Genomic DNA, 24,066 nt, shown 5'->3' on the forward strand with positions numbered 1-24,066 from the left:
CCGTCGTGGGTAGGAGGTGCGCCCATGACGGTGTTCGGTTTCCACGCGTCCCACGAGCAGATCCACCCCGCTGAGCTGCTGGAGGCGGTGATCCACGCCGAGCGGGCCGGTTTCGACGCCGCCATGTCCTCGGACCACTTCTCCCCGTGGAGCGCCCGGCAGGGGCAGTCCGGGTTCGCCTGGTCCTGGCTCGGCGCGGCCCTACAGGCCACGAACCTGCCCTTCGGCGTGGTCAACGCCCCCGGCCAGCGGTACCACCCGGCGATCATCGCGCAGGCGATCGGCACCCTCGGCGCCATGTACCCGGGGCGGTTCTGGGCCGCCCTGGGCACCGGCGAGGCCAGCAACGAGCACATCACCGGCGACGGGTGGCCCCGCAAGGACGTGCGCGCCGCCCGGCTGCGGGAGTGCGTCGACGTGATCCGCGCGCTGCTGGCCGGCGAGGAGGTCAGCCACGACGGCCTGGTCACCGTCGACCGGGCGAAGCTCTGGACCCGCCCGGAGCAGCCGCCCGCCCTGATCGGCGCGGCCGTCAGCGTGGCCACCGCCCGCTGGTGCGCGGAGTGGGCCGACGGCCTGATCACCGTCAACGCCCCCGTCGAGCATCTCCGGGAGATGATCGACGCCTACCGCGACGCCGGTGGCCGGGGCCCGCTGCACCTGCAGGCGCACGTGAGCTGGGCGCCCGAGCAGGGCGAGGCCGAGGCGATCGCGTACGACCAGTGGCGCAGCAACGTCTTCCCCCCGCCGATCTGCTGGGACCTGGACACCGCCGAGCACTTCGACGTGGTCTCCGCCGACGTGCCGATGGAGAAGATCACCTCGACGGTCCACGTCTCGGCCGACCTCGGCCGGCACGTCGGCTGGCTGGAGGAGTACCTGGAGCTCGGCTTCGACCAGATCGCCCTGCACCACGTCGGGCAGGAGCAGCGGTCCTTCATCGACGCGTTCGGCGCGCAGGTGCTGCCGAAGCTGCGCCGATGAGCTGCGAGCATCTGGAGCGGGCGGGTGCCGCCGAGCCGGTGACCACCTCGCAGTGCCCCGGCTGCGTGGCGGCCGGCAGCACCGAACCGAGGCGGCTGCGGGCCTGCCTGACCTGCGGGCACGTGGGCTGCTGCGACTCCTCGCCGTACCGGCACGCGACGCGGCACTTCGAGGCCACCGGGCACCCGGTGATGCGCTCGGTCCAGCCGGGGGAGTCGTGGCGCTGGTGCTACGTCGACGAGGAGTTGGGCTGACGCGGCTCGTATGAGGCAAGCGCTATGCGCCCGGATCACCCACCGCCGCCTAGAATCGACTCTTATCGATTCTAGGCGGCGGTGCCGCCGTGATCTGAGGGAGTGCGTGTGATCCGACGACGTCTGTTGCGCGCGGCGGGAGCCGTGGCCGCGGTGGTCCTGTCGGCGGCGGGCATGGTGGCCGCCACCGGGACCAGCGCGTCCGCCGTCCGGACCGTCTACTACGACGCCAGCCGAACCGGCGAGTTCCGCACCAACTTCGACCAGGCCGCCCAGATCTGGAACAGCCGGGTCAGCACCGTCCGGCTGCTGCCGGGCACCCCCGGCAACATCACCATCTACGTCGACAACGGCTGGCCGAGGGCGCAGACGACGTCGCTCGGCAACGGCCGGGTGTGGATGGGCTGGGAGGCGGTCGACGACGGCTACAACCGGACCCGGATCGCCACCCACGAGATCGGCCACATCCTTGGCCTGCCGGACCGGCGCACCGGGCTCTGCTCCGACCTGATGTCGGGCAGCAGCGCGCCGGTCTCCTGCACCAACGCGAACCCGAGCTCCGCCGAGGCGTCCCGGGTCAACTCGCTCTTCTCCGGCGGCCTCGCCGCGTCGACCACCGAGCAGACGTACGTCTGGAGCGGCGAGGACGCCGCCCGGGAACTCACCCAGGTCGGCGGCCCGCCCGTCGCCTGAAGGCCGCATCCCGCGCCACCGGGGCGCCCGATCCTCCCGCGAGGGGATCGGGCGCCCCGGGTGCGTACGCGGGGAAAACCGGTTGTCGGCACCGGCCGCGCGCTGCTGGGGTGTCGGGCATGAAATCGGTGCGGGTGCGGGCGGCGACGGCGGGGGAGCTGGTCGCGCTCCAGCGGATCGAGGCGGCCTCGGGTGAGCCGTTCCGCGACATCGGGATGGCGGGCATCGCCGACATGCCGCCGCTGCCGCTGGACGTGCTCTCCGGCTACCAGCGGGCGGGCCGCGCCTGGGTGGCCGTCGCCCCCGCGCCCGTCGCCCCCCTGCCTGTCGCCCCGCTGCCCGCCGCCCTTGGGCCCGTCGTCCCGCCGGCCGGCGAGCCGGTCGCCTTCGTGGTGGTCGACCTGGTCGACGGCGCGGCGCACGTGCAGCAGCTCAGCGTGCGCCCGGACTTCGCCCGCCGTCGCATCGGCGCCGCCCTGCTCGACCACGTCGCCGCCTGGGCGGCCGGGCACGGCCTGCCGGCGCTGACCCTCACCACGTTCCGCACCGTGCCGTGGAACGCCCCCTACTACGCCCGCTGTGGTTTCCGGGAGCTGACGCGGGACGAACTTACCCCCGGCCTGGCCGCCGTGTTGGCCGCCGAAGCGGCGCTGGGGCTGGACCCGGCCGCCCGGGTCGCCATGCGTCGTCGGGTGGGCTGACTGCCGGGCCGGCCGCCGCGCGCTGTGGGGCTGCCCGCCGGGCGCTTTGAAGCTGGACCGGCTACGACGTCGGGCAACAGTGCGGCGGACCTGCTGGCGGTGTGGAGCGATCAGTCGTGGTGTGGCGGGCGGGCGACGAAGGCGCGCCAAGCGGTGGGGTGAAAGCGGAGTGCGCCCAGGTCGCGCCGCTTGGAGTCGCGGACGAGGACCACGCCGGGCAGGTTGTCGGCCACCTCGACGCAGTCGCCGCCGTTGGAGCTGCTGCGGGTGCTGGTGCGCCAGCGGGCCCCGATCATCTCAGCCATTCTCGCCCCTTCAGGAGCTGGATGGACTGGTCGCGCGGCAGCGCCACCGACCTCACAGTGTCCCAGACCCGCCACAGAGGAGCAACGTCCTGGGTGATCCGCCCGGCGGCCTGGTCGTCGAGGTATCCGAGGTCGTCTGCGTCGGCGAGGCTGGCGATGACGAACGCCCCCGCCTGGCCGGGGTGGAAGCCGGCCCGCAGCGGCAGGATGTGCAGCAGCACGCAGGGGCGCTCCGCCACGGCGATGAGGTGGTCGAGCTGAGCGTGCATCACCTCCGGGTCGCCCCGGCGCAGCGCCGCCTCGTCGACGACGAAGACCGTCAGTGGTGGGTGCGCCCGGTCGAAGACCGCCGCCTGCCGGGCCAGCCGGGCCGCCACGTACCCCTCCACCTCGTCGTTGGCGAGCGGCCCGCTGCTCAGCACCGCGTGCGCGTACCCCTCGGTCTGCAGCAGTCCCGGCAGGACGGACGGCTGGAACGAGCGCAGCGAGGTGGCCTCCCGCTCGAGGTCGGCCCACGGGCGGAACCAGGCCGGCTCGCGCGGGCGCAGCACCTCCGGCCAGAGGTCACCGATCCCTCGGCCCAGCGCCCGGGCCACCGCGGCCCGGTGCCGGGTCTGCGGGACCGCCCCGGGCCTCACCCACCGGGCCGCCGTCTTCGGGTCGACGCCGATCCGCTCGGCCAGCGACTCGGCGGTTTCGCCCGCCTCCACCATCGCCACCCGCACCAGGTCGTTCACTGCCGGTCGCACGTCGTGCACATCCGCCTCCAGTCAGGACGCCTACAAGCGCCTGCCGACGTTACCCGCACCCTCCGTGTCGGTGCAGTGACACGCGGGAGTCCTGGGTGTGGCGTTGCCCCGGCCCCGGCACCCCGGAGTGCGGCCCGGCCCGGCCCGGAGTGCGGGCCGGGCCGAGCCGGGGTGGGGCGGGGGTCAGGACAGGGTGCAGGGGGAGCCGTTGACCGTGATCAGGCCGGGGGCGGGATTGGCGCCGCCGGTGGTGGTGGCGTTGAAGCCGAACGTGACGGTGGCGCCCGGATTGATCCTGGCGTTGTGCGACTCGTTCTTGGCGCTCACCGTGGCCCCGGCCTGAGTCACCTTCGCCAGCCAGGCCTCGCGCACCTGCTGGCCGCCGGTGAAGGCGAAGCGGGTGGTCCAGCCGTTGATCGCGGTGGTGCCGGTATTCCGGACGGCCACCTGGGCGGTGAAGCCGGTGCCGCCCTGCCAGGCGCCGTAGTTGGTGTACGTGGCGGCGCAGGTCGACGCGGGCACGGCCGCCGCGTCGTCCTGGTCGGCGAGGAACGACGCCAGCCAGGCCAGCGCCGAGTTCCAGTTGATCGCCACCTCGTTGGTCGAGTACGAGTTGATGTCGTCGACGTAGCAGAACTGCGGTGCGCAGCCGGCCAGCAGGTTGGCCGAGAACGGGTCCTGCAGGCCGGCGTTCGCGCCACCGGCCAGGGAGCCGGCCGGCGGGTTCGGCAGGGTCGGGTCGAACTGGTTGCCGAACATCCGGCTGTGCTGGTTGCGGGCGTGGTGCTCACCCCACCCGGTGACGTACGAGATGTTCAGCGCGTTGCGGCCGAGCAGGTAGTCGGCCGCCTGCACCGCCCCGTTGCGGTACTTCGCGTCGCGGGTCAGGTCGAAGGCGGTGGCCAGCACGATCGCGTTGTTGGCGATGTTGCCGTTGGCGCCCCAGAAGTAGCTGTTGGCGTCGCCCGGCATCGGCAGCCCGTACGCCTGACCGCGGAGGATCTCCAGGTAGCGGTCGGCGGCGGCGGTCACCGAGGCGCGCACCCGGTCGCGGTCGGCGGTGGGCAGGCCGTTGGGCACGGTGGCCAGGTCGAGGCGGCCCAGCGCGGCCACGCCCTGCCAGCCGAAGCCCTGGTCGCCGAAGACCGCGCCGGTGTGGTGCCGCGAGGCGGTCAGGTCGGTGCGGTAGGTGGCCTCGCCGGTGCTCAGGTACAGCTCGGCGGCGGCCCAGTAGAACTCGTCGCTGACGTCGGTGTCGTCGTACGCGCCGCCGCCGGTGGCGTCGTTGGGGCTGGCGAGGATCGCCGGGTGCGCCTTGGCCGCCGCGTACGCGGTCTTCGCGGCGGTGCCGCAGCGCGTCGCGAACGCCGCGTCGTACGGGGCGAAGAGCCGGGCGCACTGGGCGGCGACGGCGGCCAGGTTGAGGGTGGCGGCGGTGGATGGCGGGTGCAGCTCGCGCGGCTGCGGGTCGTCGGCCGGGTCGAGCGGCAGCCCGGTCCAGTTCTTGTCGTGGATCTTGTGGTGCGCCATCCCGGCCAGCGGCTTGCCGGCCGGCACCTGCATGCGCAGCAGGAACTCCAGCTCCCAGCGGGCCTCGTCGAGGATGTCGGGCACTGCGTTGCCGCGCTCGGGCACCCGCAGGGTGCTGTCGGCGAGCCCCGCGCCGCCGTCGGCGGTGGCCGCGGTCTTGGTCCGCTCGAAGGTGTTCAGCAGCTGGTAGGTGGCGATGCCGCCGTTGACCACGTACTTGCCGTGGTCGCCGGCGTCGTACCAGCCGCCGCGCACGTCGAGGGAGTAGTCGCAGACCCCCGGCTGGCAGGGCACGCTGGTGTCGCCCTGGTTGGGGGCGACGCCCAGGTGGCCGGCGCGGCGGGCGTACTCCTCGCCGACCAGGTCGCCGTCGATGGCGATGCCGCTGCGCTGGATGTAGAAGAACTGCAGGGCGTCGGAGCGCAGCTTGTCGTAGAGGGTGCCGGAGATGTCGAACGGGTGGCTGGTCTCGCCGTCGGCGACCAGGGTGTAGCCGGTGCCCGGGGTGCGGTACGCGGAGAAGTCCACGGTCTGCACGTTCTGGCCGGAGGCCGCGTCGACCCCGCGCGGGGTGCTGCGCCCGCTGGCCACGACCGCGCCGGCGGCGGAACGCAGCTGCCAGTCGAACGGGGCGGTGGCGTCGGTGACCACGGTGGCGTTCTTGGGGCCGCCGGGGAGGTAGCCGACCTGGTTGACCCGCACCCGGGGGCCGGTGTCCGGCTCGTACGGCGCGGCCGGCTCGCCGCCGCGCAGCGAGACGTTGTCCAGGCAGATGGTCTGCTCGGCGGCGGCCCCGCCGACCTGGAAGATGAGCTGGGTGCTCGGGTTGTCCTCGCTGGCCGTGAAGGTGGTGCTGACGTGCCGGCTGGTGGCGGTGGCGGCGGCGTCCACGGCGGCGTACTGCGTGTAGGGGGCGGCGGGGATCTGGAGCACGGCCCGCACGGTGGTGCCGGGGGTGGCGGTGATGTCGAAGGAGAGCTCGTACTCGGCGCCGGCGGTCAGCGGCACGGCGTCCTGGCCGATGCCGGCGTCCCAGAGGTTGGCCAGCCCGCCGGGGACGGTGGCGCAGCCCCGGCCGTCGGTGACGCCGAGCGTGCCGGTGCCGTAGGAGAACCAGGGGGAGACGCCCGCGCCGAAGTCGCCGTTCTTCAGCTGCTCGGGGGCGTCCGGGGGGACTTCGGCGTGGGCCACGCCGGCGGTGGTGCCGGTGAGGGCCAGGGCGGTCGCCGCGGCGAGCGCCGCGAGGCGTCGCCGGCGTCGGGATGGCGTCACGGGGGTTCCTTTCGGTGGGGACGGGGCTGCACCGATTCTGGGAGCGCTCCCAATATCGCCTCGATGTTTCCAGCGGGTGCCCGTCATGTCAATCGACGGCTCTGGATAAGAGCGGGCTGATTCGGTGACGGTCCGGATCCGCCCGGTGAGATTCGCCTCGCCACACGACGTCGTGGCGATCACCTAGAGACAACTCCGCCCTTCAACTGGCAGGCTGCCTCCCATGACCCTGAAGCTGTGTTCCGTGGGGGCGAGCGACCGCGGCCTGATCCGCAGCGGCAACCAGGACGCCCTGCACGCCGGGACCTGGCTCGTCGCCGTCGCGGACGGCATGGGCGGGATGGCCGCCGGCGACCTGGCCAGCCGCATCGCCATCGACGCGATCGCGCCACTGGACCTGGCGACCCCCGAGCACGCCCTCGTCGCCACCCTGCAGAGCGGGATCGAGCTGGCCACCGCCCGCATCCGGCAGGCGGTCGAGGAGGACGCCGAGCGGCAGGGCATGGGCACCACCCTCACCGCGCTGCTCTTCGCCCGCACCGGAAGCTGCCTCGCCCTGGCCCACGTCGGCGACTCCCGCGCCTACCTGCACCGCGAGGGGGTGCTCAAGCAGATCACCCGGGACGACACCTTCGTGCAGATGCTCGTCGACCAGGGCGTGATCAGCGCCGACGAGGCCGCGAGCCACCCCCGCCGGGCCGTGGTCACCCAGGCGTTGCAGGGCGGGGAGGTCTCCCCGTCGTACGCGACGATGGTGCCCCGCGCCGGCGACCGCTGGCTGCTGTGCAGCGACGGGCTCTCCAACGTGGTCCGCCCGGACACCCTCGCCGAGACGCTCGGCACCCACCCGGACCGCGCCGAGTGTGCCCGGCGGCTGATCGACCTGGCACTGCGCGCCGGCGGCCCCGACAACGTCACCGTCGTCGTCGCCGACGTGGTGGCGGAGGGCTGACCCGGCCGACGTGGTGGCGGAGGGCCGACCCGGCCGCCGCCCACCCTCCCGGCGCGGGGGTCAGCGGCGGCGCGGTGCCGCCCGGCGGGTCGGCTCCGCCGTGGTCGGGTCCTGCGGCCAGGGGTGGCGGGGATAGCGCCCGCGCAGCTCGGCGCGGACCTGCGGGTACCCGGTGCGCCAGAACGAGGCCAGGTCGGCGGTGACCGCCACCGGCCGCCCGGCGGGGGAGAGCAGGTGCAGCAGCACCGGCACCCGCCCGTCGGCGATGCGGGGCGCGTCGGCCCAGCCGAAGGTCTCCTGCAGCTTCACCGCGAGGACCGGGGCGGCCGGGTCGGCGTAGTCCACCCGCACCCGCGAGCCGCTGGGCACGGCGAGCCGCTCCGGGGCCAGCTCGTCCAGCCGGGCCGCCTGCCGCCAGGGCAGCAGCCGGCGCAGCGCGCCGGCCACGTCGACGCGGGCCAGGTCGGCCCGGCGGCGGGCACCGGCCAGCTCCGGGCCGAGCCAGTCGTCGATCCCGGCCAGCAGCGCCTCGTCGCCCACGTCCGGCCACTCCGGGCCCAGCGCCTGCCGGCAGAACGCCATCCGCTCGCGCAGCGCCCGCGCCGCCGGGGTCCAGGTCAGCAGGGTCAGCCCGGCGCGACGCAGGCCGTCGCGCAGCGCGTCCGCCAGCAGCGCCCGGTCGGGCCGGGGCAGCGGCCGGGCCACCAGCTCGATCGCGCCGAGCCGGACCACCTCCCGGGCCACCACGTCCCCGCCGGACCAGGCCACCTCCCGGTCGGAGCGCAGCAGCGGCCCGCCGGCCTCCCGGGCGGTCGCCTCGTCCACGGCGGCGGCCCGCCGGATGCGGGCGGTCGGCGCGCCGGGGGAGCGGTCGGCCACCGCGACGGCCAGCCACGCCGTGCCGGTCAGCGCCGAGCCCGGCGCCAGCTCCGCCTCGGTCCCGCCGGCCATCAGGTACGCCGACCCGCCGGCCCGGCGCACCCGGGCCAGCCGCTCCGGGTACGCCAACCCGACCAACAGCCCGGCGGCGAGGTCGTCGGGCAGCCGCCCCGATCCGCCGCCCCCGGAGGGCCGCACCGCCCGGGAATCCGACGCGGGTCTCGGCCGGCCGTTCGACGCGGGCGCGCCGCCGTGCCGGGGCGGGCCGTCGGGCAGGGCGGCGCGCAGTCGGCGTACCTCGGCCCGCCAACGTGCCGTGGCGGCCGGGTCCGCGCCCGCGCGCAGCCGACGCCAGGCGGCGGCCAGGTCGTCGCCCGGCCCGGCGGCGCTCTCCTCGGCCAGCAGCGCCACCACCTCGGCGGCCCGGTCCGGGCCGACCAGCGACGCACCGTCGAGCAGCGCCCGAGCCAGCCGGGGGTGCGCCCCCGCGTCGGCCATCGCCCGACCCCGGGCGGTGATCCGGCCCTGCGCGTCGACCGCGCCGAGGGTGGTCAGGGTGTCCCGGGCGACCGTCATGGCGGCGACCGGCGGCGGGTCGGGCAGCGCCAGCCCGGTGCCGTCCGGGTCGCCCCAGGCGGCCAGTTGCAGGGCGAAGCCGGTCAGGTCGGCGGTGGCGATCTCCGGCTCCGGCTGCGCGGCCAGCCGGGCGTGGGTGGCCTCCGACCAGCAGCGGTAGACGTGCCCGGGGGCCTCGCGCCCGGCCCGGCCGGCGCGCTGGGTGGCCGCCGCCCGCGACACCGGCACGGTGACCAGCGCGCCCAGCCCTCGGGCCAGGTCCATCCGGGGCACCCGGGCCAGGCCGGCGTCGACGACCACCCGCACCCCGGGGACGGTGAGGCTGCTCTCCGCGACGGCGGTGGTCAGCACCACCCGCCGCCGGTCGGCCGGGCGCAGCGCCGCGTCCTGCTCCGCGCCGCGCAACCGGCCGTGCAGCGGCAGCAGCGCCACGGCGTCGGACAGGCCGGCGAGCCGGCGGGTCACCCCGGCGATCTCGCCCACCCCGGGCAGGAAGACCAGCAGGTCGCCGTCGCGCTCGGCCAGGGCCCGCCGCACGGTGGCCGCCACGTGGTCCAGCAGCGCCGGGTCGACCCGGCCGGCCCCGGCGGGGGTGACCGGCCGGGGCGGCGGGGCCCACACCCGGGCCACGGGGTGCAGCGCCGAGTCGGCCCGGACCACCGGGGCGGGGGTGCCGTCGACGCCGAGCAGCGCGGCGAAGGTCTCCGCGTCCGGGGTGGCCGACATGGCCGCCAGCCACAGGTCGGGGCGCAGCGTCTCCCGCGCCTGCGCGCTGAACGCCAGCGCCAGGTCGGCGTCGAGTTGCCGCTCGTGGCATTCGTCGAGCAGCACCGCGTCGACGCCGGGCAGCTCCGGGTCGTGGTGCAACCGGCGCACCAGCAGGCCGGTGGTGACCACCTCGATGCGGGTGGCGGGGCCGATGCGGCGCTCGCCGCGCACGGCGTACCCCACCCGGTCGCCGACCCGCTCCCCGAGCAGCGCGGCCATCCGGTGCGCCGCCGCGCGGGCGGCCACCCGGCGCGGCTGGGCGATCACCACCCGACCGGCGACCGCCCCGGCCACGGCCAGCGGCGCGAGGGTGGTCTTGCCGGTGCCGGGGGGCGCCACCAGCACCGCGCCGCCGCCCGCGCGCAGGGCGTCGAGCAGCGCCGGCAGCGCGGGCCGGACCGGCAGGTCGAGAGGTACGTCGGCGAGCATCGTCCTACTGTCGCACCGTCGGAGCGGCTCGCCGCCCCGGCGTCGCCCATGGTGCGCGGTCGGGGCGCGCGGCGATCACCCTCCGGTGCCGTACCGGCAAGATCCGCAGGTCAGGACGGCACGTTGTGCGACCGCCGGGGCCGAGAGTTGCATTGCCCAGTGTGGACGTGCATCCTTTCACCCGGCGTCGACCAGTTGTGACCATCCGTTCGGGAGGCTCGTTTGCTCACCGCCGACGAGTTCTATCTGATCGCGCACAACGACAGTCGGGGCAGGGCGAAGCTGCACGCCAGCGCGACGGGCCTCGGCCTGGCGGCCGGACTCCTCGGCGAGCTGGTCCTCTCCGGGCAGCTCACCATCACCGGCGGGAACGTGATGGTGGTGGACCGGCGTCCCCCGGCCGACGCCCTCGCGCACACCGTGCTCGACCAACTGGTCGGCGAGTCCCAGCACCAGGCGGTGCGCACCTGGCTGAGCTTCCTCGGGCAGAGCGCGACGACGTCGGTGGCGGAGCGGCTGGCCCGCGCCGGGGTGCTGCGCCGGCAGGAGACCCGCCGGCTGCTGCGTACCAGCGTCAGCTACCTCCCGATCGACCTCAACGCGGTCGCCTGGCCGGCCACCCGGCTGCGCGCCCTGCTCGACCAGCCGGAGCCGCCGACCGTGCCGGACGGGCTGCTGTTCGGCCTGGTCTGCGCCACCGGGCTCACCCGCGAGGTGCTGTGGAGCGGCGGCGACCAGGCTCACCACCGGCTCAGTGTCCTCATCCCGGCGTTGCCCCTGCCGTTGAAGGAGCTCGTCGCGCAGACGGAGGCCGCCGTCGGCGCGGCGGTGCTGCGCGGAATGCCCTGACGGTACGACGTCTCTCACCCCTCGGAGCGCGATCCCATGCCCGCAGTCACGGTCGAACGACCGAGCAACGTCTCCGACGCCCTGGCCCGTGGCCGGCTCGGCGTGCCGTCGGTGATCTTCTTCGTGATGTCCGCCGCCGCGCCGCTGACCGTGGTGGCCGGCCTGGTCCCCACCGGCTACGCGGTCACCGGGATCACCGGGCTTCCGGTGGCCTTCCTGGTGGTCGCCGCGGTGCTGGCGCTCTTCTCGGTCGGATACGTGGCGATGGCCCGCCAGGTGGAGAACGCGGGCGCGTTCTACGCGTACGTCTCCCGGGGGCTGGGCCGCCCGGCCGGCATCAGCGTGGCCTGGATCGCCATGATGTCCTACGACGCGCTCCAGGTCGGCCTCTACGGCGTGATCGGGGCGGCGTCGGCCCCGCTGCTGGAGGGCCTCTTCGGGGTGGCCCCCGCCTGGTGGCTGGTGGCCCTGGCCGCCTGGGCACTGGTCGCCGTGCTGGGGTTGCTGCGCATCGACGTCAGCGGCAAGGTGCTCGCGGTGCTGCTGGTCGCCGAGGTCGCGGCGATCCTGCTGTTCGACCTGGGGCAGCTCGGCCACCCGGCCGGCGGCTCGGTCAGCCTCGCCGCGCTCTCCCCGGACCACCTGTTCGTCCCGGGCGGGGCCGCGCTGCTGGTGATCGCCGCGACCGGCTTCGTCGGCTTCGAGTCCGCGGTGGTGTTCAGCGACGAGAGCCGCCACCCGAGGCGCACCGTGCCGCGGGCGACCTACCTGTCGCTGGCGGTCATGGTCATGGTCTACGTGCTCTCCGCCTGGAGCCTGACCGTGGCCACCGGCCCGGAGCAGGTCGCCGGGCAGGCCGGCGAGCAGGGCCTCGACCTGGTGTTCAACCTGGCCGGCACGCACCTCGGCGACACCGCCGCCACCATCGGGCAGGCGCTCTTCGTGACCTCGGTGCTGGCGGCGATGATCTCCTTCCACAACACCACCGCCCGGTACATCTTCGCGCTCGGCCGGGAGCGGGTGCTGCCGGCGCCGTTCGGGCGGACCTCGCCGCGCACCGGGGCGCCGCAGGCCGCCTCGATCGCGCAGAGCGGCCTCGGCCTGCTGGTGATCCTGGTGTACGCGACCAACGGCTTCGACCCGGTGCGCGAGCTCTTCTACCACCTCGGCCTGGCCGGCGGCTTCGGCGTGCTGCTGCTGACCGCCGTCGTCTGCGTGGCGATCATCGTGTTCTTCGCCCGTAACCGGGTCGAGGAGAGCCTGTGGCGGCGGGCGCTCGCCCCGGGGCTGGCCGCCGTGGCGCTGCTGGTCATGATCGTGCTGGCGCTGAAGGACTTCCACGTCCTGCTCGGCGTGCCCGCCGACTCGCCGCTGCGCTGGGCCATTCCGGCGGCGTACCCGGTGATGGGGCTGGTCGGCCTGCACTGGGCGCTGCTGCTGCGCGGCCGGCGTCCGGACGCCTTCGCCCGGATCGGGCTGGGCGTGGAGAGCGCGGCGCTCCTCGACGACGTGACGCCCGAGCCCGGGGCCGACCCGGCCCCGGCACCGCGGCGCTGACCGCCCGCGGCGCACGTGGAAGGGCCCGGTCGGCGAACCGCCGACCGGGCCCTTCTCGCCGGGCGTCGGTGGCCGACCCGCGGGCCGGCCACCGACTCACGTCCTAGTAGGTGCCGTCGAGCTGGCCCCGCAGCTTGGTCAGCGCCCGCGCCAGCAGCCGGGACACGTGCATCTGCGAGACGCCGATCTGCTCGGCGATCTGCGACTGGGTCAGGTTGCCGTAGAAGCGCAGGGTGAGGATCTTCTGCTCGCGCTCGTCCAGCGTGGCCAGCGCCGGCCCGAGGGCCACCCGCAGCTCGGCCAGCTCGAACTCGCCGTCCTCGCCGCCGAGCATGTCGCCCAGCTCGGTGGCCCGGTCGCCGTCGCCGGTGGGGGTGGAGAGGGAGACCGCGTTGTAGGCGCGGGCACCCTCCAGGCCCTCCAGGACCTCTTCCTCGGTCAGCTTGAGGTGGGCGGCGATGTCGGCGACCGTCGGGGAGCGGCCCAGGGTCTGCAGCAGCGAGCTGTTGGCGTCGGAGATCGCCAGGCGCAGCTCCTGGAGGCGACGCGGCACCCGGATGTCCCAGGTGCGGTCGCGGAAGTGGCGCTTGAGCTCACCGATGATCGTCGGGATGGCGTAACCGGCGAAGTCGACGCCGCGCGACGGGTCGAACTTGTCGATCGCCTTGATCAGGCCGACGGCGGCGGTCTGCGCCAGGTCGTCGGTGGGCTCGCCCCGGCCGCTGTAGCGGTGGGCGAGGTGGTTGGCGAGCGGCAGCCAGGCCTCGATCGCCCGGTCGCGCAGGGCGGCGCGGGACGGGTGGCCGGCCGGCAGCGCGGCCATGGCGTTGAGGAGGTCGGCGGCGCTGTCGGTGAGCGCTCGCGGATCCAGCTTCTCCGTGGTCGCGGCCGGCGGTGTCTTCGTCTGCTCGCTCATCGTTGGCGCGGTCATTGGTGGTCCTCCCTGCACCTCGTCCGCGGATAAAAGACGTGACGCTTTGGTTTAACTGGGGTTAGTCCGTTCGGGACTCACCCTAACCTGATCGGCTCCCCGAAATCTAGCCGAAAGTACGATGTACCTAAGGTGTGTTGCGGGGCAAAAGCCGCATAGGCCGCACAAAGTTGCGAACTTGTGATCGCGATTACTGGTTCGCCGCCCGTTCGGCCAGGTCGGCTCGGCCCGATGGCCGACGACCATGGGCGTTCGGTGGTCGGTCTCCCGCCGGCCGCCGCGGCACCGGCGGCGGCCGGCCCCGGTGGGCGGGTCGACCGGCGAGCAGCGTCGGCCGACCGGTTGATGTGCCGGGCGCGATGTCGAGAGGAAGGTCGACCCGCCGCTCCGGCTGTCGGCTTTCCGTCGTTGTCGCGCCCACGGGACGCGCCGTAGCGTCGCGGAAAACCCCCTGGCCCGGAGGCACCGTGCAGCTCGACCCCACCGCTCCGCACCTCGTCGTGCACAGCCGCATGCTCTACCTGAGCTGGCTGCCGGCGGATCCCGACGCGGTGGACGCCCTGCTCCCGGCCGGCCTGCGCGCCGACGCGGACCGCCGGGTCTTCATGAACCAGTACGTGGTCGACGACGAGACCCAGACCTCCGGGCTCGGCGCGTACTCGCTGACGTTCCTCGGCGTCTCGCTGGCCGCCGACGTCCCAACCGGCTGGTGGGCCCACTTCCTCTGCTCCAGCCCCCGGGTGCGCGGCTACGCCGCCGCGCGCCGCGCCCCGATCGCGCCCGGGCGCACCTGGCTGGAACTGCGGGGCGACACGCTGGTGGCGCAGACCGAGGTCGACGGGATGCCGCTGATCCGGACCCGGGCCCGCGTCGGCGACACCGGCCACGCCGTGCACAGCGGCCAGCACCGATACCGCTACGGCTCCGACGGTGACGTGCTCGGCGGCGTCTACCCGTACCTGGCCGAGCCGGTGGACCCCTTCGAGGTCGAGTCGGTCGACTTCCTCGACCCGGGCCACCCGGTCTACCCGCTGCGCCCCGCGAACCCGCTGGTCGTCACCCGGGGGTTCTACTCACCGCGGGCGTCGTTCGCGTGCCCCGGGGTGCAGGACGTGCCGGCCCACCCCCCGGCGGCCGGCCACGGGCCCGGTCAGAAGGTCCCGGCCAGCCGGTCCCGCAGCGGTCTGCCGTCCGGGTCGTAGAAGAGCCGGTACGCGGGCAGCGCCCAGGCGCGGGTGAGCCAGGGCAACCGCTCCGGTCGGTGCGGACGCAGCCGACCCGGCGGCCGGGGCCCGACCCGGCCCGAGTCGTGCCAGCGTTGCAGGGCGTCGGCCGCCGACGTGATCGCCTCGACCGCCGAGGCCGGGTCGAGCAGGTCGTCGTCCTCGCCGCCGGCCGGGTCCCGGTCCAGGTGCTCGCGCCACAACCGCAGCCGCAGCTCCCGGGCGAAGCGCCGGGCGCCGTCGCCCTGCCCGGCGGGATCGACCGGGGCGCGGGGGTCCGGGGTCTCGTCGAGCACCGCGCAGGAGAGCTCGCTGTCGTGCGTCCAGGAGCGGCGGTTGAAGTTGTCGCTGCCCACGCTGGCCCACACGTCGTCGATCACGCACACCTTGGCGTGCACGTAGACGGGGTCGGCGGCGTGGTTCTCCACGTCGAAGACGTGCACCCGGTCCGGGGCGGCCTTGCCGCACAGCGCCAGCGCCTGCTCCCGGCCGACCATGTTCGGCGGCAGGGCGAAGCGGCCGTCCACGTCCGGGTGCCGGGGCACGACGGCCACCAGGTGCAGGTCGGGATGGGCCCGCAGCGCGCGGGCGAAGAGGTCGGCCACCTCGGCCGACCAGAGGTACTGGTCCTCCAGGTAGATCAGCCGCCGGGCCCGGCGCACCGCCTTGGTGTAGCCGCGTGCCACCGTCCGCTCGCCGTCGGGGGCGAAGGGGTAACGCGGGCGCACCGCCGGATAGGTGCGCAGCACCTGGATCTGGTGCGGGCCGCACGGCGGCGGGTCGGTCGGCTGCTCGGGCAGCGGGTCGGGGGAGAGGTCCGAGCCGCGCAGCCGGTCCCGCAGGTACGCCAGCGGGTTCTCCGAGTCCAGCGGCATCGGGTCGGTCCACCGCTCCCGGAAGACCGTGTCCAGCGCGCCGACCACCGGCCCGCGCAGGGCGAGCTGCACGTCGTGCCAGGGCGGGTTGGTGCCGTAGCGGGGGGACATCGCCACCGGCTGCGGGTCGCCGGCGTGCTCCTCGTCGTCCCGGCGGCTGTGGCACAGGTCGATCCCACCGGCGAACGCGACGTCCCGCTCGGGGGCCGACGGGTGGCGCAGCACCACCAGCTTCTGGTGGTGCGAGCCGCCCCGGCGGACCCGCTGGTCGAGCAGCACCTCGCCGCCGGCCGCGCAGATCGTCTCGCTGAGGCTGCGGTTCTCCGCCTCGCTGAACGACAGGGTGTCGAGGTGGGAACGCCACAGCAGGCCCTTGACCACGACGCCACGCTGGGCGGCGCGGCTGAACAGTTGGGCCACGGTCGGCCCGTCCGGGCGCATCCGCTCGTCGGGGTCGCCTCGCCAGTCGGTGAAGAAGAGGTGGTCGCCGGCCTGCAACGCCTCCACCTCGTCGACCAGCCGGTCGAAGTACGCCGAGCCGTGAATCAGCGGCTCGGCGAGGTTTCCGGCCGTCCAGACGGGTAACTCGGAGGCCGGGTTGGCGCGTTCCTCCGCGGTGAGGAACCAGTCCCGTAACGGCACGCTCCAGCCTCCCGAGGTCGACGTCGTTCTCACGGTAGGGCCGCCGCGCCGAGTCTGCACGCCAAGCGGCATCGCCGGTGACCTGCCCGACAACGCGCACGACGTCACCGGATTCCGACGCGAACATCGAGGAGGCCGCATTATGCCGATCGAGACGACCGACGCCGTGACCGAGTCCCGCGAAGAGCCGGTGGAGAGCGAACGCGGGGCGCTGGTGGCCGTGTTGGTGATGGTGCTGCTGGGGGTGGCGGGGATCTTCGCCGTCTCCTGAGCCCGCCGGGGGATGGCGGGGCCGGCGGCGTGCCAGACTCCTGCTTCGTGGACCCCGTCGTGCTCGCCGCCCCCGGACTGCTGCTGCGCCCCTGGCGGGAGGCCGACGCCCCGGACGTGCTGGCCGCCCTGGGCGACCCGGAGGTGGCCACGTGGAACCCGCAGGGCGAGATGGACGAGGCACGGGCGCTGGCCTGGGTGCGGCTGCGGGCCGACTGGTCGGGCGGCGCGCACGTCTCCCTCGCGGTCGCCGACCCCGGCGACACCACGCTGCTGGGGTCGGTGTCGATCCACGGCATCAACGGCGGCAACGCCGGCGTCGGCTACTGGACCGTGCCGGCGGCCCGGGGGCGGGGCGTCGCCACGGGCGCGGTGCGCCGGCTCACCATGTGGGGATTTGCGGCGCTGGGCCTGCACCGCATCGAGCTCTGTCATGCCGTGGCGAACCCGGCGTCCTGCCGGGTGGCCGACCGGGCGGGCTACCTCGCCGAGGGCACGCTGCGCCAGTCGTACCGCTACGGCGACGGCCGTCGCCACGACGAGCACCTGCACGCCCGCCTCGCCACCGATCCGGGGTGACCCACCGCCGGCCGGGTCGAGCCGAGAGCCGCCGCCAGCCGTCGCGGGCGAGAGCCGGGCGTGGCACCGCACCGACGACTGCCCCGGGGGGCGCACCCCCGGGGCAGTCGCATCGTGTCGGGCCGTTGCGTGTCAGCGGCCGTCGGGTCGGCGCGGCCCGTCGGCCTCAGCGGGCCGTGGGGCCCGTCGGCGTCAGGTGCATCCGGTCCAGCAGTTGCCGGGCCCGCTCGGCCAGGTCGGTGTCTACGGTGACCGCGTACTGCCCGGCGCGCAGCGAACTCGCGGACGTGAAGTCCCGCCGGCCGCCGGTCATCGCGTGCGCGACCGCGCCGAAGACCGCGCCCCAGATCGCGCCCACCACCAGGCCGACCAGGATCACCGCCACCCAGTTCCCGGTGGCGAAGATGCCGAAGAGTAGCCCGATGAAGAGGCCGAACCAGGCGCCCGTGCCCGCCCCGGCCAGGGCCGCCCGGTCCGTGGTGATCCGGCCGAGCACGGTCTCGACCAGGGTGAGGTTCGTCCCCACGATCGCGGTGCGTTCCACCGGGAACCGGTTGTCGGCCAGGTAGTCCACCACCCGCTGCGCGGAGGGATAGTCCGGGTACGACCCGACCGTCACCGTCGAGGTGCCGGCCGGTTTCCCGGGGTCGTCGCCGTGCGGCGGGGCCGTCCGGCCCGCCGGACCGGACGGGAGGGTCGTGTCGCCCGGCATCCCGGGCTGCCAGGCCGCGGTCGAGGTCGAAGGTCTGGTCATGAGCGTCCTCCTTCGTCGACCTCCCGCGTTCCCCCGGGCGGGGGCCGGTAACGCCCCCGCCCGCGCCGATCCGCCCGCCGCGCCCGACCCGCCGCCGACCGGCATCCCGGGCGGACGGCGACGAATGCTCGTCGGCCGCACGGGTAGGCCGGCCGGTGGGCCGGACCGTGCCGACCGGCACGGGACGAACGGAGGGAGCACGCTGATGACCGGACGACTCGACGGAAAGACCGCCCTGATCACCGGCTCGGACTCGGGCATCGGCCAGGCGACGGCCATCGAATTCGCCCGCGAGGGCGCCGACGTGGCGGTGCACTACCTGCACGACCGGGCCGGGGCCGAGCACACCCGCGACGAGGTGACGCGCGCCGGCCGGCGGGCGACGGTGGTGCACGGCGACATCGCCGACGAGCGGCAGGTGGAGGCGATGTTCGACGAGGCAATCGCGGAGTTCGGCGCGCTCGACGTGCTGATGAACAACGCCGGGGTGGACGCCTCGGGCGTCGAGGTGGCGGACCTGGACACCGAGACCTGGGACCGGGCCATCCGGACCAACGTCTACGGGGCGTTCTTCGCCTCCCGCCGGTTCGTGCGGCACCGCCGCGACCAGGGCGGACACGGGAAGATCATCAACGTGACCTCGGTGCACCAGGAGGTGGCCCGCGCTGGCGGCTCCGACTACGACACCAGCAAGGGCGCGCTGTTGGAGTTCGCCAAGACCCTCGCCCTGGAGGTGGCGCCGATGCACCTCAACGTCAACAACATCGGGCCGGGGATGGTGCTGACCCCGTTCAACCAGCAGGCCATCGACGACCCGGCGTACCTGGAGGAGCAGGTGCAGTCCATCCCGTGGAAGCGGGCCGCGCAGCCGGCGGAGATCGGCCGGCTGGCCGTCTTCCTGGCCAGCGACGACGCCGACTACGTGACCGGGTCGACGTACTTCATCGACGGCGGGCTGATGCAGAACCAGGGCCAGGGCGCCTGACCCCGGCCCTGGCTGGGCGCTGCGCGCGCCGCGACGGGCGGGACCCCGGATGCGCGGGGTCCCGCCCGACGGGAATCAGGCGCAACTTCCGCCATTGAGGGTGAAGCCGGTCGGGGTGGGCAGGCTGGTGCCGGAGTAGGTGCCCTGGAAGCCGACGCTGATCGTGCCGCCGGCGGGCACCGAGCCGTTCCAGGGGGAGTTGCGCACGGTGATCTGGTTGCCGCTCTGGCTCCACTCACCGTTCCAGCCGCTGGTCAGCCGGACGCCGGAGGCGGCGGTGAAGGCCAGCGTCCAGCCGTTGAGCGCACCGGCCCGGTTGGTCACCTTCAACTCGGCGGTGAACCCGCCGGCCCAGGTGTTCGGGGTGAAGGTGACCGTGCAGGCGCCCGCCGGGGGGTCGCTCGGCGGCGGCGAGGTGGGCGGGGGAGTCGTGGGCGGGGGCGTCGTCGGCCCCGGCGTGGTGGGGACCGGCGTGGTCGGGACGGGGGTCGTCGGGACCGGGCCGGCGGCCACGGCCAGGTCGTAGGCCCGCTGCGGGACGAACGTCCCGGCCGCCGCGATGCAGCCGTCGGCCTCGCCGGGCAGCTTCACCCAGAGGTACGCGTCGATCGCGGCGTCGCCGGTGGCGGTGGTGCTCGGCGTGCCGATGGCCCGCCCCGCCGGGTCGCACCACTCGGAGCCGGCCGGCCCGTTGCCGTTGCGGCTGGTGTCGATGACCGCCCTCAGCCGGGAGACGCCGGTGGCGGCGATGACCTGCTTGGCGTACGCGACGGACTCGGCGGTGGTGCGGTAGTTGGAGACGTTGAGCGAGATGCCGTCGGCGCTGTTGGCGATGTCCGCCCCGTTGAGCCGGGAGGCGATCTCGGCGGGGGCCAGCCACGCCGAGTGCCCGGCGTCGAAGTAGACCTTCGCCTGCGCGGAGCCGGCCTTGAGCTTCTTGCCGGCGTACGCCATGGAGGCCTTCGTCTCGGCCTGCTGGCTGGCGTTCTGGCAGCTCGTCATCAGCGGGAGCACGTCGGGCTCCAGCACGATGGTGGCGGGCCGCCCGCCGAGGCCGGCGGCGACCTGGTCGACCCACTGGCGGTAGGCGGTGTGGCTGGGGGCACCGCCGGTGCTGGCGCCGCTGCAGTCGCGGTTGGGGATGTTGTAGACCACCAGGATCGGGATCTTCCCCGCCGCGGCGGCGGCCCCGACGAACTGGTCCACCTCGCCGCGTACGGTCGAGGTGTTGGTGGTGGTGTACCAGCGGGCCTGCGGCACGCTGGCGATCCGGTCCCGGATCACCGCGGCGCGCGAGTCGTTGGGGTTGGCGGCGACCCAGCGCGCGGCGCTGGCCTGCGGGTCGACGTAGAAGGCGGAGTCGGCGGCCGCGGCCGGCGTCGACCCGAGGAGGCCGAGCGCGACGGTGGTGGCGGCGGTCAGTGCGGTCGCGCCGGCGGCCAGGGCCGCGAGCGCCGGTCTGGGGGTCATGGGCGTCCCTCACGGATCGACGAGTATGCGTGGAAGCGCTCCCACGTGTTCCCGTCAAGGTACGCGTTCGTTGCCGGCGTGTGAAGACCCCGCGTCGCCGCCGCCCACCTCCGGCGGCGACAATGGTGGGCGTGCGCCTGGTGCTGACCGCCGACACCCACGTCCCCAAGCGGGCCCGTGACCTGCCCGAACAGCTCTGGGCGGCGATCGACGCCGCCGACGTGGTGCTGCATGCCGGCGACTGGGTCGACGTCACGTTGCTCGATGCGATGACGGCTCGGGCGCGCCGCCTGATCGGGGTGTACGGCAACAACGACGGGCCCGGGCTGCGGGCCCGGCTGCCCGAGGTGGCCCGGGTCGACCTCGACGGCCTGCGGGTCGCGGTGGTGCACGAGACCGGCCCGCGCGACCGCCGGGAGGAGCGCTGCGCCGCCGCCTACGGCGACGTCGATCTGCTCGTCTTCGGCCACTCGCACATCCCGTGGGACACCGTGGCCCCCGGCGGGCTGCGGCTGCTCAATCCCGGCTCGCCCACGGACCGGCGGCGTCAGCCGTACGCCACCTACCTCACCGCGCGGGTGGCGGCGGGGCGGCTCGCCGACGTCGAGCTGCACCGCCTGCCGCCGCGCTGAGTCGGGCCGCCACGGGCCCGGCTCAGCGACCCGGCCCCCGGGTCGGCCCGTTCATGCCACCGGGGGCGGGTCGGAACCCCTACGATCGGCGGATGCACGGGGAGCGGGCGCGGGTCGTGGTGGTCGGGGCGGGCATCGCCGGGGTGGCCTGCGCCACCGAGCTGCACCGGGCGGGGGTCGACGTGCAGGTCCGCGAGCGGGCCCGGGTGGTCGGCGGCCGGATGGCCAGCAAGCGCTTCGACGGGCGGCCGGCGGACCTCGGGGCGGCGTACTTCACCGTCAGCGACCCGGACTTCGCCGAGGTGGTGCGCGGCTGGGCCGCCGCCGGGCTGGCCCGGGAGTGGACCGACACCTTCGTGGCGTACTCGGCCGCCGGCCGCCGCGAGGTGCCCGGCCCGATGCGCTGGGCGGCTCCGCGCGGGCTGCGGTCGCTGGTCGAGCAGCTCGCCGCCGACCTGCCCGTGGTGGTCGACCGGCTGGTGCTCGGCGTCGAGCGCGGCGAGCGCGGCCCGTACGTCGACGGGGAGCGCTGCGCCGCCGTGGCGCTGGCCGTGCCGGGCCCGCAGGCGGCGCTGCTGCTGGACCCGGCGCTCGGCGCGGCCACCGACGCCGTGCAGGCGCAGGGCTGGTCGCCGACGCTGAGCGGGGTGCTGCGCTTCTCCACCCGGTCCTGGCCGCGGTTCCGGGGGGCCTTCGTCAACGACCACCCGGTGCTGAGCCTCGTCTGCGACGACGGCGACCGGCGCGCCGACGACGCCCCGGTGCTGGTCGCGCACACCACCCCCGGCTTCGCCGCCGGTCACCTCGCCCAGCCCACCGGGGCCGCCCCCGCGCTCGAGCAGGCCGTGCGCGACCTGCTGGGCCTGCCCGAGCGGGCCGCGCACGTGCACGTGCACCGCTGGACGTACGCGCAGCCGACGGTCCCCGGCGGGGCCGGGACGTACCACCTGGACGACGACGGGATCGGCCTGGCCGGCGACGCCTTCGGCAAGCCCCGCGTGCAGACCGCCTGGCGCTCCGGCCGCGACCTGGGCCGGGCCCTGGCCGCCCGCCTGGCCGGCTGAGCCCGGCGCCGCCGGCGGCCTGTCGCGGCCTCAGGCGGCGGAGGGGGCGGGGTCGCGCTCGGCGGGCCCCCCGGTGCGCTCCGCGGGGTCCTGGGTGCGCTTGCCCTCGCGGTCGAGCAGCTGCATCACCGGCGTGGCGGCGATACCGTGCACCACCACCGAGACGACCACCACCAGCCCGACGGTGGCCCAGACCAGGTCGGCCTGCGGGAAGTCGGCCTTCGTGGTGGCGTACGCCAGGTAGTAGAACGAGCCGACCCCCCGGATGCCGAAGAGCGAGATCACCCAGTGCTCCGCCGGCCGCCCCGGCGCCCCGCGCAGCGACAACCAGCCGAACAGCGGCCGGACCAGGAAGATCAGCGCCAGCCCGACCAGCGCCGCCGGCCAGGTCAGCGGGGCCAGCAGGCCGCCGACGACCGCACCGCCGAAGAGCAACAGCAGCAGTACGGTGAGCAGCCGCTCGACCTGCTCGGCGAAGTCGTGTAGCACCGAGTGGAACTCGTGGGTGCGCTCGGCCGCCCGGATCGCCCGCGCCGCCACGAAGACGGCCAGGAAGCCGTAGCCGCCGACCACCTCGACCAGCCCGTACGCCAGGAAGGTCGCCGCCAGGGCCAGGAAGCCCTCGGAGTGCCGGGCCAGCCGCAGCTTGCTCGGCGCGCGGAAGAAGAGCTTGCCCAGCAGCCAGCCCACCAGCAGTCCACCGCCGACACCCATGGCCAGCTTGTAGAGCACGTCGACGGCGAACCACTCGGCGAACCAGTCGCGCGGGGCGAGGCTGGTGGTGGCGATCGCGATGGCCGCGTACACGAAGGGGAAGGCCAGGCCGTCGTTGAGCCCGGCCTCCGAGGTCAGCGCGAAGCGCACCTCGTCCTCGGAGTCCTCCACGTCGGTCGGCTCGCCGACCTGCACGTCGGCGGCGAGCACCGGGTCGGTCGGGGCGAGCGCCGCGCCCAGCAGCAGCGCGGCGGCCGGCACCAGCCCCGCCCACCACCAGCCCAGCAGGGTCACCGCCGCGATGCAGAGCGGCATCGCGATCGCCAGCAGCCGCCAGGTCGACGACCACCTCTTCCAGCTCAACGGCCGGTCGATCTTCAGGCCCGCGCCCATCAGCGCGACGATCACGCCGATCTCGGTCAGGTGCGTGGCGGCCTCGGAGTATTTCAGTGGGTCCGGATTGGGCAGTCCAACCGGGAGTATGAAGATCAACATGCCCAGGCCGAGGAACGCGATCGGCATCGACAAGGGACGGTGTTCCAGCACCCGGGGGAGAATGCCGGCGAGCAGGGCACCCAGGCCCACCACCGCGAACGCGACGTCTACCGGTTCCACGGCACCACCTTTCCGCCTCGCCCGCGGCGCGGGCAGGTGGTGCGAAAGCTTGCCCCGTCGACGGTCGCGGTATGCGCGTCGACCGGAACCGATGCGATGCCGCAGCTCACATCGCTGCCGCGCCGGGGCTCAGCCCAGGGCCGCGATGGGGGAGTCCGAGAGCGCGTCCAGCAGCGCGGCCGGGTCGTCGTAGACGGCCACCGCGCCCGCGCCGGCCAGCTCGCCCCGGCTGGTGCCGCCGCAGGTCAGGCCCACGCAGGGGATGTCGAGCTTGCCGGAGGCGGCGACGTCCCAGACCGAGTCGCCGACGAAGACCACCCGGGAGGCGTCCAGACCGGACTCCCGCAGCGCGGCGACCAGGATGTCCGGCGCGGGCTTGCTCTCCTCGGCGTCGTCGGCGCAGGTGACCGTGTGGATCACGTCGTCGGCGTCCAGCGCCCGACGCAGCGCCGCCACCTCGTGCTCGGCGGCCGAGGTGGCGAGCGCGATCCGCAGCCCCCGGGCCGCGCAGGCGCGCAGCAGCTCGGCGGCGCGGGGCAGCGGGGTCAGCCGCTCCCAGTACTCCTGGTAGAGGCTGCTGTGCGCCGCGTTCAGCTTCTCGTCGGCGCCGCGGTCCCGCTCCGGGCCGAGCAGGTGGTCGAGGAGCTTGTCCGCGCCCATCCCGATGGCCCGGTGGATCACCGCCATCGGCACCGGCCGGTCGGCCTGGCGCAGCGCCTCCCACCAGCTCACGGTGTGCAGGTACGTGGTGTCGACGAGGGTGCCGTCGACGTCGAAGAGGACCCCACGGGGCTTGTCGCTGGACATGGCTGCG

General features: G+C 74.8%; 22 protein-coding genes and 1 pseudogene. 13 read left to right on the forward strand and 10 right to left on the reverse strand.

All coding sequences use genetic code 11. The features are described from left to right. The first annotated feature begins 24 nt into the window (after window positions 1-24). The 4 genes and pseudogenes from ACLQ2V_RS19535 (at window position 25) to ACLQ2V_RS19550 (ending at window position 2,632) form a co-directional block, all read left to right on the forward strand. Window positions 25-984, forward strand: a complete 960-nt coding sequence (locus tag ACLQ2V_RS19535; protein WP_425719960.1) for a TIGR03885 family FMN-dependent LLM class oxidoreductase — start codon at window positions 25-27, stop codon at window positions 982-984. Beyond that, window positions 981-1,238 (forward strand): UBP-type zinc finger domain-containing protein, encoded by a 258-nt coding sequence (locus ACLQ2V_RS19540; protein ID WP_425719961.1) that lies wholly within the window; start codon window positions 981-983, stop codon window positions 1,236-1,238. The genes ACLQ2V_RS19535 and ACLQ2V_RS19540 overlap by 4 nt, the downstream gene beginning before the upstream one ends. A 108-nt stretch (window positions 1,239-1,346) precedes the next feature. Continuing rightward, window positions 1,347-1,922, forward strand: a pseudogene (locus ACLQ2V_RS19545) (snapalysin family zinc-dependent metalloprotease); the annotation flags it as partial. Window positions 1,923-2,050: 128 nt separating this feature from the next. Then, window positions 2,051-2,632 carry a GNAT family N-acetyltransferase gene (locus ACLQ2V_RS19550; RefSeq protein ID WP_425719962.1) on the forward strand — a complete coding sequence of 194 codons (582 nt, stop codon included), beginning with the start codon at window positions 2,051-2,053 and terminating at the stop codon, window positions 2,630-2,632. Window positions 2,633-2,742: 110 nt separating this feature from the next. On the opposite strand, the gene ACLQ2V_RS19555 is transcribed toward ACLQ2V_RS19550, so the two are convergent. From ACLQ2V_RS19555 to ACLQ2V_RS19565, 3 genes are all read right to left on the reverse strand, one after another. Next, the gene (locus tag ACLQ2V_RS19555) at window positions 2,743-2,928 is read right to left on the reverse strand and encodes a DUF397 domain-containing protein (RefSeq protein ID WP_425720119.1); all 186 of its coding nucleotides are present in this window, start codon (window positions 2,926-2,928) and stop codon (window positions 2,743-2,745) included. Further along, window positions 2,925-3,674 (reverse strand): Scr1 family TA system antitoxin-like transcriptional regulator, encoded by a 750-nt coding sequence (locus ACLQ2V_RS19560; RefSeq protein WP_425720120.1) that lies wholly within the window; start codon window positions 3,672-3,674, stop codon window positions 2,925-2,927. The genes ACLQ2V_RS19555 and ACLQ2V_RS19560 overlap by 4 nt, the downstream gene beginning before the upstream one ends. 195 nt (window positions 3,675-3,869) lie before the next feature. Continuing rightward, window positions 3,870-6,488 (reverse strand): glycoside hydrolase family 9 protein, encoded by a 2,619-nt coding sequence (locus ACLQ2V_RS19565; RefSeq protein WP_425719963.1) that lies wholly within the window; start codon window positions 6,486-6,488, stop codon window positions 3,870-3,872. A gap of 223 nt (window positions 6,489-6,711) precedes the next feature. On the opposite strand from ACLQ2V_RS19565, the gene ACLQ2V_RS19570 reads away from it, so the two are divergent. Then, window positions 6,712-7,440 carry a PP2C family protein-serine/threonine phosphatase gene (locus ACLQ2V_RS19570; protein WP_425719964.1) on the forward strand — a complete coding sequence of 243 codons (729 nt, stop codon included), beginning with the start codon at window positions 6,712-6,714 and terminating at the stop codon, window positions 7,438-7,440. Window positions 7,441-7,500: 60 nt separating this feature from the next. Here ACLQ2V_RS19570 and hrpB read toward each other — a convergent pair whose 3' ends face one another. Beyond that, window positions 7,501-10,092 (reverse strand): ATP-dependent helicase HrpB, encoded by a 2,592-nt coding sequence (gene hrpB, locus ACLQ2V_RS19575; RefSeq protein ID WP_425719965.1) that lies wholly within the window; start codon window positions 10,090-10,092, stop codon window positions 7,501-7,503. A gap of 222 nt (window positions 10,093-10,314) precedes the next feature. Between hrpB and ACLQ2V_RS19580 the strand changes: the two genes are divergently transcribed. Continuing rightward, window positions 10,315-10,941, forward strand: coding sequence for a GOLPH3/VPS74 family protein (locus ACLQ2V_RS19580; protein ID WP_425719966.1), 627 nt, complete (start codon window positions 10,315-10,317; stop codon window positions 10,939-10,941). Window positions 10,942-10,977: 36 nt separating this feature from the next. Beyond that, window positions 10,978-12,498 (forward strand): amino acid permease, encoded by a 1,521-nt coding sequence (locus ACLQ2V_RS19585; protein ID WP_425719967.1) that lies wholly within the window; start codon window positions 10,978-10,980, stop codon window positions 12,496-12,498. 103 nt (window positions 12,499-12,601) lie between these two features. On the opposite strand, the gene ACLQ2V_RS19590 is transcribed toward ACLQ2V_RS19585, so the two are convergent. Then, window positions 12,602-13,429 (reverse strand): SigB/SigF/SigG family RNA polymerase sigma factor, encoded by an 828-nt coding sequence (locus ACLQ2V_RS19590; RefSeq protein WP_425719968.1) that lies wholly within the window; start codon window positions 13,427-13,429, stop codon window positions 12,602-12,604. A 467-nt stretch (window positions 13,430-13,896) separates the two neighbouring features. On the opposite strand from ACLQ2V_RS19590, the gene ACLQ2V_RS19595 reads away from it, so the two are divergent. Then, complete coding sequence (locus ACLQ2V_RS19595) at window positions 13,897-14,631, forward strand: hypothetical protein (protein WP_425719969.1); 735 nt, start codon at window positions 13,897-13,899, stop codon at window positions 14,629-14,631. Here ACLQ2V_RS19595 and ACLQ2V_RS19600 read toward each other — a convergent pair. Further along, window positions 14,580-16,169, reverse strand: a complete 1,590-nt coding sequence (locus ACLQ2V_RS19600) for a phospholipase D family protein (RefSeq protein ID WP_425719970.1) — start codon at window positions 16,167-16,169, stop codon at window positions 14,580-14,582. The genes ACLQ2V_RS19595 and ACLQ2V_RS19600 overlap by 52 nt on opposite strands. Before the next feature lie 142 nt (window positions 16,170-16,311). Here ACLQ2V_RS19600 and ACLQ2V_RS19605 point away from each other — a divergent pair, with 142 nt between their 5' ends. Both ACLQ2V_RS19605 and ACLQ2V_RS19610 read left to right on the forward strand, forming a co-directional pair. Continuing rightward, a complete protein-coding gene (locus ACLQ2V_RS19605; protein WP_425719971.1) occupies window positions 16,312-16,440 on the forward strand; it encodes a hypothetical protein in 129 nt (42 codons plus the stop codon). A 47-nt stretch (window positions 16,441-16,487) separates the two neighbouring features. Then, on the forward strand, window positions 16,488-17,018 hold the full coding sequence (locus ACLQ2V_RS19610) for a GNAT family N-acetyltransferase (protein WP_425719972.1): 531 nt from the start codon (window positions 16,488-16,490) through the stop codon (window positions 17,016-17,018). A 166-nt stretch (window positions 17,019-17,184) separates the two neighbouring features. Here the strand turns inward: ACLQ2V_RS19610 and ACLQ2V_RS19615 are convergent, their stop codons facing one another. Further along, window positions 17,185-17,772: a general stress protein gene (locus ACLQ2V_RS19615; RefSeq protein ID WP_425719973.1), complete on the reverse strand. Its 588-nt coding sequence runs from the start codon at window positions 17,770-17,772 to the stop codon at window positions 17,185-17,187. 205 nt (window positions 17,773-17,977) lie between these two features. Between ACLQ2V_RS19615 and ACLQ2V_RS19620 the strand changes: the two genes are divergently transcribed. Next, window positions 17,978-18,757, forward strand: coding sequence for a glucose 1-dehydrogenase (locus tag ACLQ2V_RS19620; RefSeq protein WP_425719974.1), 780 nt, complete (start codon window positions 17,978-17,980; stop codon window positions 18,755-18,757). A 75-nt stretch (window positions 18,758-18,832) separates the two neighbouring features. Here ACLQ2V_RS19620 and ACLQ2V_RS19625 read toward each other — a convergent pair whose 3' ends face one another. Then, the gene (locus ACLQ2V_RS19625; protein WP_425719975.1) at window positions 18,833-20,227 is read right to left on the reverse strand and encodes a glycoside hydrolase family 6 protein; all 1,395 of its coding nucleotides are present in this window, start codon (window positions 20,225-20,227) and stop codon (window positions 18,833-18,835) included. A gap of 131 nt (window positions 20,228-20,358) precedes the next feature. Between ACLQ2V_RS19625 and ACLQ2V_RS19630 the strand changes: the two genes are divergently transcribed. Then, window positions 20,359-20,859: a metallophosphoesterase family protein gene (locus ACLQ2V_RS19630; protein ID WP_425719976.1), complete on the forward strand. Its 501-nt coding sequence runs from the start codon at window positions 20,359-20,361 to the stop codon at window positions 20,857-20,859. A 92-nt stretch (window positions 20,860-20,951) separates the two neighbouring features. After that, a complete protein-coding gene (locus ACLQ2V_RS19635; protein WP_425719977.1) occupies window positions 20,952-21,923 on the forward strand; it encodes an NAD(P)/FAD-dependent oxidoreductase in 972 nt (323 codons plus the stop codon). A 30-nt stretch (window positions 21,924-21,953) separates the two neighbouring features. Here ACLQ2V_RS19635 and ACLQ2V_RS19640 read toward each other — a convergent pair whose 3' ends face one another. Further along, window positions 21,954-23,252, reverse strand: a complete 1,299-nt coding sequence (locus ACLQ2V_RS19640; RefSeq protein ID WP_425719978.1) for a cation:proton antiporter — start codon at window positions 23,250-23,252, stop codon at window positions 21,954-21,956. A gap of 129 nt (window positions 23,253-23,381) precedes the next feature. Beyond that, window positions 23,382-24,059 (reverse strand): HAD family hydrolase, encoded by a 678-nt coding sequence (locus ACLQ2V_RS19645; RefSeq protein WP_425719979.1) that lies wholly within the window; start codon window positions 24,057-24,059, stop codon window positions 23,382-23,384. Window positions 24,060-24,066 lie beyond the last annotated feature (7 nt).

Origin of the sequence: Micromonospora sp. DT233 (genome assembly GCF_049841815.1) — a bacterium.
Taxonomy (GTDB): Bacteria; Actinomycetota; Actinomycetes; order Mycobacteriales; family Micromonosporaceae; genus Micromonospora.

Coding starts and splice junctions, on each gene's coding strand:
- ACLQ2V_RS19535 (WP_425719960.1), top strand. CDS start 25: ATGACGGTGTTCGGTTTCCACGCGTCCCACGAGCAGATCCACCCCGCT.
- ACLQ2V_RS19540 (WP_425719961.1), top strand. CDS start 981: ATGAGCTGCGAGCATCTGGAGCGGGCGGGTGCCGCCGAGCCGGTGACC.
- ACLQ2V_RS19550 (WP_425719962.1), top strand. CDS start 2,051: ATGAAATCGGTGCGGGTGCGGGCGGCGACGGCGGGGGAGCTGGTCGCG.
- ACLQ2V_RS19555 (WP_425720119.1), bottom strand. CDS start 2,928: ATGATCGGGGCCCGCTGGCGCACCAGCACCCGCAGCAGCTCCAACGGC.
- ACLQ2V_RS19570 (WP_425719964.1), top strand. CDS start 6,712: ATGACCCTGAAGCTGTGTTCCGTGGGGGCGAGCGACCGCGGCCTGATC.
- hrpB (WP_425719965.1), bottom strand. CDS start 10,092: ATGCTCGCCGACGTACCTCTCGACCTGCCGGTCCGGCCCGCGCTGCCG.
- ACLQ2V_RS19585 (WP_425719967.1), top strand. CDS start 10,978: ATGCCCGCAGTCACGGTCGAACGACCGAGCAACGTCTCCGACGCCCTG.
- ACLQ2V_RS19590 (WP_425719968.1), bottom strand. CDS start 13,429: ATGACCGCGCCAACGATGAGCGAGCAGACGAAGACACCGCCGGCCGCG.
- ACLQ2V_RS19605 (WP_425719971.1), top strand. CDS start 16,312: ATGCCGATCGAGACGACCGACGCCGTGACCGAGTCCCGCGAAGAGCCG.
- ACLQ2V_RS19615 (WP_425719973.1), bottom strand. CDS start 17,772: ATGACCAGACCTTCGACCTCGACCGCGGCCTGGCAGCCCGGGATGCCG.
- ACLQ2V_RS19620 (WP_425719974.1), top strand. CDS start 17,978: ATGACCGGACGACTCGACGGAAAGACCGCCCTGATCACCGGCTCGGAC.
- ACLQ2V_RS19625 (WP_425719975.1), bottom strand. CDS start 20,227: ATGACCCCCAGACCGGCGCTCGCGGCCCTGGCCGCCGGCGCGACCGCA.
- ACLQ2V_RS19635 (WP_425719977.1), top strand. CDS start 20,952: ATGCACGGGGAGCGGGCGCGGGTCGTGGTGGTCGGGGCGGGCATCGCC.
- ACLQ2V_RS19645 (WP_425719979.1), bottom strand. CDS start 24,059: ATGTCCAGCGACAAGCCCCGTGGGGTCCTCTTCGACGTCGACGGCACC.